The organism is Streptomyces sp. NPDC037301 (assembly GCF_055602785.1).
The window spans coordinates 1-9,220 of the sequence record NZ_JBVJWD010000048.1 but is presented as its reverse complement, the minus strand read 5'-3'; the positions used below and the strand labels follow the sequence as shown (position 1 = coordinate 9,220).

Sequence of the window (9,220 nt, the reverse complement as noted above, 5' to 3'; positions counted from 1 at the left end):
AGATGGGGTAGGTCGGCGAGTTTCGTACCGCGTGGCTTTTTTGGTTGTGTTGGTTGGAAGGGGGGGGGGGGTGGGGGGGGGGGGGGGGGGGCCGCCCCCACCCCCCCCCCCCCCCCCCCCGAGGTCAGTCGCCGGCCGGAGTGCCCGTCACCTTCAGGTGACGGACGCGGCCCACGTTGTCGAAGGATCCGAAACCCACCCGGCCCGAGGCGAAGACCGGGTCGGTGGCCGTGATCAGCGGGTTGCGGCTGCCGTCCAGGTAGACGGCGGTCTCGCCGGTGTCGGCGCAGTGGGTGAGGCGTACCTTGTGCCATCCGTCGTCCCTGATCGCCGGAGTTGCACCGAGGGTTCCGTTCCACTGGTCGTCGATGCGCAGCCGGTCGGCGTCGTTGACTGTGAACAAACCGTTGTGCGGGTAGATGGTGTTGTCGCTCGACAAGTGCGCGTACTGGAACCGGGTGTCCGACTGATAGTCCCAGATAAGAATGACGTCACGGTTGGTGACCTCGACGGGGGTGTCGATCCGCACCTCCGCCTCGACGGTGACGGAGGAGTAGCGCGGGCCCGCGGCCAGGACGGCGTACTCGAAGGGGCGGCGCGGTCCCGGGCGGGCGACGCCCGGCTCGGTCATGATCGTCTCCCGTGCGGTGTAAGCCCACTTGGCCGGGGTGACCGGCGCCCAGTTGTCAGGCCCGGTGGTGTGGGTGGTGGGGGTGTTGCCGATCTCGCAGTCGGCGAAGGTACGAGTCCCGGTCACCTTCCAGACCTTGCCGTTGGCCTTCGAGACGATGTACAGACCGCCGCTGCGGTCGGAGCCGAAGCGCAGGTCGACACGCTGGTCACCGGCGAGGTCGCGCATGGCGACCGTCTTCCCGGTGGACTTGTCGAAGAGCATCAGCTGCTCGAGCGGCGCGAGTTCACCGCCGCGGTGCATGTCGCGGGTGTCCGCGGCCAGGATCCGGCCGTCCACGAGGTCGCCGAAGATGTACTTTCCGCGCAGCGCCGGCGCGTCCTTGCCGCGGTAGACGGAGCCTCCGGCGATGGCGCGGCCCACATCGGACCGGCAGTTCCAGTCGGGTCCCGGGTCATGGTCGTAGGCGGCGACCGGATAGGTGTAGCCGTACTGGGCGTCGTCGGCGGGCAGGGGAAGGATGCGGGCGCACGGGTCGGTGGCCTTCTTGTCGAACACGAAGGGGCCCTCGCGCTCGCTCCAGCCGAAGTTGTCACCGGCCTTGACCTCGTACACCGACTCGATGGCGTGCTCGCCTATGTGGCCCAGATACATACGGTGTTTGCCGCCCGCGTCCCAACTGAAGCGGTGCGGGTCCCGCATGCCCATGGCGTAGATCTCCCCGAGGGAACCGGGCTCACCGACGAACGGGTTGGACGTGGGGATGCCGTACCGGCCGTTGGCGCTGTCACGGCCCGCGGGGTCGATCCGCAGAAGTTTGCCGTGCGGGAGCGTCAGGTTCTGCGGCTCGCTGTTGCCTACGCCCTGCCCTCCGTCGCCCACCGCAAGGTAGAGAAGGCCGTAGTCCTCGTCGTGGGGCTTGGCCGTCGGGTTGAAGTCGATCTGCTGAATGCCGTGGACCTGGCCGGTGAAGGCGATACGCAGCACCTCGCGGTGGGTGCCGTGGAAGACGTCCGCGGAGGGATCGTCGGCGGTCCACTCAGTGATGATGCCGTGATAGGTGGGCGTGCCCGCCTGCCGGTAATCGGGGGTCTCGGTGGCCTGCGAGGCGAGTTCGGTGTGGGTGGTGTAGAAGCGCCCGTTCGCTCCGAACTCCGGGTGGAATGCGGCGTACCCGAAGCCCTGACCGAGACCGCGGCCCGAGAAGAAATGCGGGAATGTTGCCTTGACGTCCAGGTAGGGGTGCGGAGTACCCCCGGAGGTGCGCGTCGCGGTGCCCGGTTCGGTGAGGTACAGGGTGCCGTTGAGGTCGGGGGTCGCCATCCGGCCGGAGCCGTCGGGGAGTTCATTGATGGTGTTGATCCGGGCATGGCGCATCAGGCGCGGGTCCGTCGGCGCCGGGACCGGTTCCGACTTGGGGAACTGTGCGAACTCCTGCAGGACGAGACCCGTCCTGGACTGGACGGGCTTCTGCGGAATGGGGTCGGTCAGGGCGGCTGTCGCCGCGGCGGGCTCGTCGGCATGGGAAGGCGCGGCGAGACCGCCCAGGGCGAGGGCTGCGCAGACGGCCGCGGCCGCCCAGGTCCTTCGGTACGTACGTCGTGACGCCATGCGGGTCCCTTCGGGCTGGCGTGACAAGTAGGGAAAGGACGATCCGGGGACGCGAACGGTCAGCGGCCCCGCGTCATGCGCCGGTACTCCGCCGCCACCGCTCCGGCCGGCACCGGGCGGTCCAGGAACAGGAGGTCGTCCATGCGGCAGTCGCAGGCGTTGTTCTCCCGGGTGTTCTGGGGGAAGCTGCCGCCGATCTTGATGCCGCGGGGATCGGTGGGCGAGGCGCGATGGGGCGCCGGCGTGGTGGCGAGTTCCCAGGGGTCGCCCGGCGTGACGTAGAAGCCGTCCAGGGGCTTGCCGTCGCGGTAGAGGGCGAGGGTGCCGTCGCGGAAGTCGAACGTCGCGGCCAGGTGGATCCATTCACCGCGGGGCAGCAGTTCTTCCCAGGGGGCGCCGGCGGCGAAGGTCTGGGAGGCGCCGCTGTCCAGGCGTCTTCCCAGCGCGACCAGCTTCAACTCACCGTTGACCTGGATGAGTTCGAGAAGCGCGCGCACAGCGTGGCCGTCGGATGTTCCGGACAGTACGCCGGCCAGCCCGATCGCGTTGTAGCGGTCGCTCGGGTCGGCCGTGTTGGAGTTGAGGGCGGGATTGTCGCCCGTCATCTTGAACCAGCCCATGACGGTGGCGCCCCGGGCGCTGCGGAAGGCGTGGAGGGACGACACGCCCTCGGCGTCCCAGGTCCCGGCCTTCCAGTCGTCGTTGCCCGCGGTGGCCGGGTTCTGCTGACGTACCTGCAGGGCTGGCGAAGCGCCCGGGTACGCCTCGTCGGCCACGCGCATCGCGGAACCGCCGTTGATCAGGCTGAGCGCGGTGCCGGAACGTCCGATGTCCTGCTCGCGACCGGGGTCGGCGGGGTCCGGGTGCCCGAAGTCGTACGCAACCACGGCCTGGGCTCGCAGCGGAGTGTGGGCGGTTGAGGGTCGGGCCGCCTGGGCCGGAAACGTGGCGGCGAGCGAGGCAGTCGCGGCGAGCGCGGCGACAGCAAATGAGCAGCGTCTGGTGCGTGGCGGAGCCATACAGCCTCCCAGCGGCAGCGAAGGGGCAGTCCACCGAGGTCTCCCGGTCGACAGAAAGCGCTTTCGTTAGCGGGCAGGGACCATGTAACTCCCTCGCGACGACCCTGACAATGGGCGTGTACTCGCCAATTTTTTAGGCGCCCCTCGGCTGCGGCGCGGCCCCCTTGCTGACGAGGATGCAGCCCTCGAGCGGCCGTCGAGGCGCATCACCTTCAGCCGGCCCTCTGCGCGCTGGGCGCGTTCCTCGGTGCCGTCGTCGGGTCCGGTCCAGCGGGCATAGCCGTTGTCGATGCACCAGTACGTGTACGTGGTCATCTCGTCGGCGCCGACACCCGTGATGCCGAACATGGACAGGGCGACACCGATGGTTCCGGCGGGGATCAGGAGGCTCAGGCCGTCACCGAGATCGGCGGGACCGTAGCCGTAGTCGGTGAACGGCAGGCCGACGGCGAGGGAGACGGTGGCAACGGTGAACAGCACGACGGAGACCACGCACGCCCGCTCGACGAGTCCGTACTTGCCGCTGTGCAGGAGCCATACCGCCCTGAGGGTGACGAGGACCATCCACACGGCGAGCGAACGGAAGCTCAGCGCCTCGCCGGTGATGGGCCGCATGATGGAGAACGCGGCCGCGGTGCCGCCGGGCTGGAACATCTTGGCGAAGTCCATGCCGATCCGGAGCCAGTTGATCCAGCTCACCCGGCCGATGCGCGGGCCGACCTCGCGATAGCCGTCGAGTGCGGGGCGGCCGTTGAGGATGGTCCAGCGGCCCAGTTCCATCTGCACCCACACCTTGACCCCGGCGCTGATGACGACGAGCCACAGCGGGGCGAACCCGGCCTTGGCACCCAGCGGGGTCGTGACGATCAGTTCGCCGGCGCCGACGACGGCGGCCAGGCGCGACCGGATCGCGCGTCTCGCCACGATGACGGGCCTGACCAGCGTCGAGGAGTTGTCCCAGCTCTTCGACGTGACCGCGTCCACCATCCGCCGCGATCTCGCGAAACTCACCGCCGACGGGCGCCTGGCCCGCACCCACGGCGGCGCGATGGCGCTCACCGCGCACCCGGAGGCTTCGCTGTGCCAGCTTGGGCCGCAGGCCCTTCCACACGTGGGCGCGGCTGCCACGGGGCTGGACGCTGGTGACACTCGGCGGCGGACCCGGAGATCGTCGCGGCACTGCGTGCGCAGGACACCTCCGTGGTCCTCGTTGATGCGGCAGAACAAGAGGATTGACGACCGCGATTGCAGACACAATGACCCCGTTCGCGAGCCAAGGCCCAGGCGGCGGGCGACCTGCACCCGGCCGCACGGGGTCCGGCACCTGTTCGCCGCCTTGGACTGGCCAAGAACCTCTACAGTCATGTCAAGAAGACCAGGAAACCTGTCGAGGTTCCTGGAGTTCTGCCGCTGCCTGCGCACGCTCTGCCCACCGACGGTCCGCCTGGCGGTCGTGTGCGACACCTATTCCCTGCACCTGACCACCAAACGATGCCGTCGCGTCGCTGGCTCGGCCGAGGCCAACGATGTCCAAACTCCTGCCCACCTCAACCAGAGGCATCGCGACCTCGCTCCCACGGCATCCGGGTATACGTCATCGTCGGTGAAGACGAGATCAACGACCTGAGCCGCTGCACGACGGAGCCTCTCCTCAGTGGTCATGAACAGAGATATCCACAGGTCCAGTCGCGACGCGCGAGCGGTACCACTCGACCGTGATCCAGAGGAGACGTTCTAGCCGACCGGTCTAGTAAACAGTGGTTGACCAGTCGTACACTCGCGCCATGGGACGGACCAGTGACGCCAAAGAGAAGATCATCAGCGCCGCGCAATCGCTCATCGAGTTGCGCGGATACTCCTCTTTGGGCGTGGCCGAGATCTGCAAGACGGCCGGTGTACCCAAGGGCAGCTTCTACTACTTCTTCGAGTCCAAGGAAGTTCTCGCTCTGGCCGTCATCGACGAGCACTGGGCCGGCCAGAAGCGGGAATGGACAGGCATCCTGAACAGCGGCGCAGAACCACTGCACCGGCTGCGGCGGCTTTTCGAGGTGACGGAGTCCGGCCAGCGCGCCGGCCAGCAGAGCTGCGGCACCGTCTCGGGGTGCCTGTTCGGGAACCTCACCCTGGAGATGAGCAACCAGACCGAGACCGTCCGCATCCGACTGCAGGAGATCTTCGACGCACAGGTCGAGATGGTCGACTCGGTCATCGCCGAGGCCCTTGAACGCCGAGAGGTCACCGTGAGGGACACCCGGGAAGCAGCGCGGTCCGTCGTCGCCCAGCTTGAGGGCCAGGTCCTGTTCGCCAAGCTCTACAACAACACCCACCGCCTCAGCCCTCTGTGGGCGAACTGCCTGGCCCTGCTCGGTGCTCGCGCACCGCAGGTGGCTCCGGCCGGCATCTGATGCCCGCCCGGCGCGGCGGGCGGTTCAAGGGGCTGGACGGCAGGCGCCAACGGGGCGTCAGACCATAGAGGGCAGGGGCGATCGGTCCGGAGCGGTTTCTGCCAGCGCGGACTGCCGTCCAGAGACGGTACTCCGCATGACGGTCATGTGAACGCCTCACGCAGCCCGTCGGGACCCTCGGTGGAGTACTCCCGGTCTGATGTGCCGGGATGACGGTGCGGGTGGCGAGGATCCCGGTGTCACGGGCAGCCTGGCCGCTGGTCAGGCCGGGCAGCCGTCCAGCAGCGGGGTACGGTCGCTGCCGCGCACACCATCGCCAGGTGGACGGGAGCGAACCGCTCAGTGACTTGCTCCGCGATGTTCAGGGAGGCGTTGTCGCCGCTGACGTGGACCTTCGGGACGTCTGGACCGCTCAGGACGAACCCGGTGACCGGGCCGGTGATGCTCGCGGTCGATCGGCAGCCGGAGGCCGCCGACCTCGATCAGCGCGGTCGGTACGCCGACCAGCCACACCGTGACCGCCCGCCGGAGGCCGGCGAGAGCTGCTGCGTCGACGTGCCGTCGGATTGCCATGCCCTCATCGTCTGCCCGCCACCAGGGCCGACGCCACGACCGGCTTCCTCCCTGCAGGTAGGAGCGGCCTCCCACCGACGTAGCATGGCGGGCGTGGAGCTGCGCCAACTGCGGTACTTCGTCACGGTCGCCGAGGAATTGAACTTCGGCCGGGCCGCCGAGCGGCTCCTGATCGCCGGGCCCTCGCTGTCCCAGCAGATCAAGGCACTTGAACGCGACCTCGGCGTCCGCCTTTTCGACCGCGACCGCCGCTCGGTGTCTCTCGCTCCAGCCGGTGCGGCCCTGCTCCCGCACACTCACGCCCTGCTGGAACGGGCCGACGACCTCAAGCGCCGCGCCGGCCGACTGTCCGGATCGGAACCGGTCAGGCTCGGCTACGTCAACTGGCTTCCGGCAGGCCTGGTCGCCCGCACCTCCGCGGTGGCCCGACTGCACATCGACGCGTGGATCGCGCCCTCTCACACACAGGCCGCCCGGGTAGCCGACGGAAGCCTCGACCTAGCAGTGTGCTGGGTGCGTAACGAGGACCTGGAACAGCGCGGCCTCCGGGCCCGGCTGATCGGCGCCGACCGGCTCTACGCCGTCGCCGCCGGCGACGACACCAGCGACGTACCCGCCCAGGACACCGTCGTCCTCCTTGACGACGACACGACCTCCTGGTCGTCCTGGAACGTCTACGCGGAACAAGTGGCCCGCGACACCGGGGCCCGCGTGGTGCACGTATCCGACGGCGGCATCACCGGCCCGGCCTTCTTCGACCACGTCCGTCGCAGCAGTCGCCCGGTCATCAACTCGCCCAAGGGCCAATCCACACGGCTGCCGCCCGACCTGGTTCAGCGCCCGGTCGTGGTGCCGCAGGTCTACTGGACCTGGTCCCTGGTCCGGCGCGCCGGCGAAGTCCGCGCCACGGTCCTAGCCGTTGTGGACACCCTCTGCGACGGCGTCGGCGACTTCGGCATCCATGCCCCGGGCGCCTGGTTGCCCGACGGCGACCCGCACCGGCGCTAGGCAACCCCGCTCCCCCACCGGACGAGGCCGGGGAATTCACTCCGCCGATGCCTGCTGACGTGGGCTGGGAGGTTACGCCTACCAGCTATGAGTAAGCCGGTCCCGGAATCGACTCTGTTGATCTTTGACTTCGTCCCGTCCGGCACGTAGCTTCCAAATAGGCGACCGGTCGGCTAGTGATCGCTCGAAGAATCCTCACCCTCATCAACCTCATTTCGGAGAAGGTCATCATGAGCTCTCAAGGCCAGAAGGTCGCAGTCATCACCGGCGCGTCGCAGGGCATCGGCGCCGGTCTGGTCAATGCCTACCGGCAGCTCGGATACGCCGTCGTCGCCACCTCGCGCACGATCGCCCCCGCCGACGACGCCGACATCGTGACCGTGCAGGGCGACATCGCCGACCCCGCTACCGCCGAACACGTGATCGCGGCGGGCGTCGAGCGGTTCGGCCGTATCGACACCCTGGTCAACAACGCGGGGCTCTTCGTCGCCAAGCCCTTCACCGACTACACCCAGGACGAGTTCACCTCCGTGACCGGCGTGAACCTGACCGGGTTCTTCCGCATCACCCAGCTGGCCATCCCGCACATGCTCGCCCAGGGCGGCGGCCACATCGTCAACATCACCACCAGCCTGGTCGACAACGCCGACTCCAACGTCCCCTCCGTGCTGGCCTCGCTGACCAAGGGCGGCCTGCAGTCCGCCACCAAGTCCCTCGCCATCGAGTACGCCACCCGTGGCATCCGCACCAACGCCGTCTCCCCGGGGACCATCAAGACCCCCATGCACCCCGACGAGACCCACCCGGCCCTCGCCGCCCTGCACCCGGTCGGCCGGATGGGCGAGGTGAGCGACATCGTCGACGCGGTGATCTACCTGGAGAACGCACCGTTCGTCACCGGCGAGATTCTCCACGTCGACGGCGGTATGAGCGCCGGCCACTGATACCGCAGGCAGCGGACGGGGACCACCACCGAGGGCGGCTACGCCGAAGTCGCCTGCTCGTGGGCCGACGGACTCGTGCGCATCCCCGGCGGCCTGACCGCCGTCGAAGCCGCGCCGCTGCAGTACGCGGGCCTGACGGCTTGCATGCCCTGCATCAGGTGACCACACAAGACGGCGCCCTGGTGGCCATGCGGGGGCATCTGCGGGCTGGGCCACCTGGCCCTGCAATACGCCCACAGACTCGGCCACGGTGTCGCCGCCATCGCCCGCGGCCCCGAGAAGGAGCAGCTCACCGAGGAGACGGGTGCCCCCGAATGCATCGACAGCGCCGGCCAGGACCCGGCCGCGACGCCGGGCGACCTGGTGGCGCATCGGTCATCGTCGGCACCGGCTCCTCGATGAGCCCGCCTCCAGATCCGATGCCGGAGAAGGACCGACCGGCCGGCACACGATTCCGGCACGGGACGGCCGCACCGGCGGCCGCCATCGCGACCCGCCTGGCCCAGCAGTTGTGCACCCCGATTCCACTCGACAGGAGAAACCCTGATGAACAGCACGACAGACAGCAAAGCGATCCTGCACAGCGTCCTCGACCGGTGGAAAGCAGCCGTTGACGGGCACAAGCCGCAGCAGGTCGCCTCCTGCTTCACCGAAGACGCGATTTTCCAGGGACTGCGCCCTTACAGCGTCGGGAGGCAGGGCATCGCCGACTACTACGATTCCCAGCCCCTCGGGATGACAGCCGCGTATCGGATTCTCGAAACCAGGCAGCCCGCCGACGACTTCGTGCTCGGTTACCTGAGCGTCGACTTCTCGTTCGCCGACCGGCCCACACTGGGTGTCAAGCTCGTTGTACTGGTAGAGCGCGCGGAGGACGGCTGGTACATCAGCCACTACCAGGTCTCCCGCCTCGATTAGCCACGTCCGACCTCTCAGAGGTCATTCTGAGCCGGTATGACGGTCTTGTGGTCGCCTGATCGTGTGGGTTTTGGCGATTCGGGCCGGTCGGGCTGCTTGGTCCTGTTGGGC

At 68.6% G+C, this 9,220-nt stretch carries 8 protein-coding genes; 5 read left to right on the top strand and 3 right to left on the bottom strand.

The annotated features are described in order from the left end of the window. Positions 1-124 precede the first annotated feature (124 nt). The 3 genes from ACZ7IB_RS39940 to ACZ7IB_RS39930 all read right to left on the bottom strand — a co-directional run bounded on the left by ACZ7IB_RS39940 (position 125) and on the right by ACZ7IB_RS39930 (position 4,320). Positions 125-2,242 carry a PQQ-dependent sugar dehydrogenase gene (locus tag ACZ7IB_RS39940; RefSeq protein ID WP_470919522.1) on the bottom strand — a complete coding sequence of 706 codons (2,118 nt, stop codon included), beginning with the start codon at positions 2,240-2,242 and terminating at the stop codon, positions 125-127. A 59-nt stretch (positions 2,243-2,301) separates the two neighbouring features. Next, entirely contained in the window at positions 2,302-3,261 is a 960-nt protein-coding gene (locus tag ACZ7IB_RS39935) for a LamG-like jellyroll fold domain-containing protein (RefSeq protein ID WP_470919520.1), read from the bottom strand. 66 nt (positions 3,262-3,327) lie between these two features. Beyond that, the gene (locus ACZ7IB_RS39930) at positions 3,328-4,320 is read right to left on the bottom strand and encodes an Nramp family divalent metal transporter (protein WP_470919519.1); all 993 of its coding nucleotides are present in this window, start codon (positions 4,318-4,320) and stop codon (positions 3,328-3,330) included. Here ACZ7IB_RS39930 and ACZ7IB_RS39925 point away from each other — a divergent pair. The 5 genes from ACZ7IB_RS39925 to ACZ7IB_RS39905 all read left to right on the top strand — a co-directional run bounded on the left by ACZ7IB_RS39925 (position 4,214) and on the right by ACZ7IB_RS39905 (position 9,109). Continuing rightward, entirely contained in the window at positions 4,214-4,888 is a 675-nt protein-coding gene (locus ACZ7IB_RS39925; protein ID WP_470919517.1) for a DeoR family transcriptional regulator, read from the top strand. The genes ACZ7IB_RS39930 and ACZ7IB_RS39925 overlap by 107 nt on opposite strands. A 157-nt stretch (positions 4,889-5,045) precedes the next feature. Then, positions 5,046-5,666, top strand: coding sequence for a TetR/AcrR family transcriptional regulator (locus tag ACZ7IB_RS39920; RefSeq protein ID WP_470919515.1), 621 nt, complete (start codon positions 5,046-5,048; stop codon positions 5,664-5,666). A gap of 657 nt (positions 5,667-6,323) precedes the next feature. Next, a complete protein-coding gene (locus tag ACZ7IB_RS39915) occupies positions 6,324-7,247 on the top strand; it encodes a LysR family transcriptional regulator (RefSeq protein ID WP_470919514.1) in 924 nt (307 codons plus the stop codon). 230 nt (positions 7,248-7,477) lie between these two features. Further along, entirely contained in the window at positions 7,478-8,191 is a 714-nt protein-coding gene (locus tag ACZ7IB_RS39910; protein ID WP_470919512.1) for an SDR family NAD(P)-dependent oxidoreductase, read from the top strand. 546 nt (positions 8,192-8,737) lie between these two features. Next, complete coding sequence (locus ACZ7IB_RS39905; RefSeq protein WP_470919511.1) at positions 8,738-9,109, top strand: YybH family protein; 372 nt, start codon at positions 8,738-8,740, stop codon at positions 9,107-9,109. Positions 9,110-9,220 lie beyond the last annotated feature (111 nt).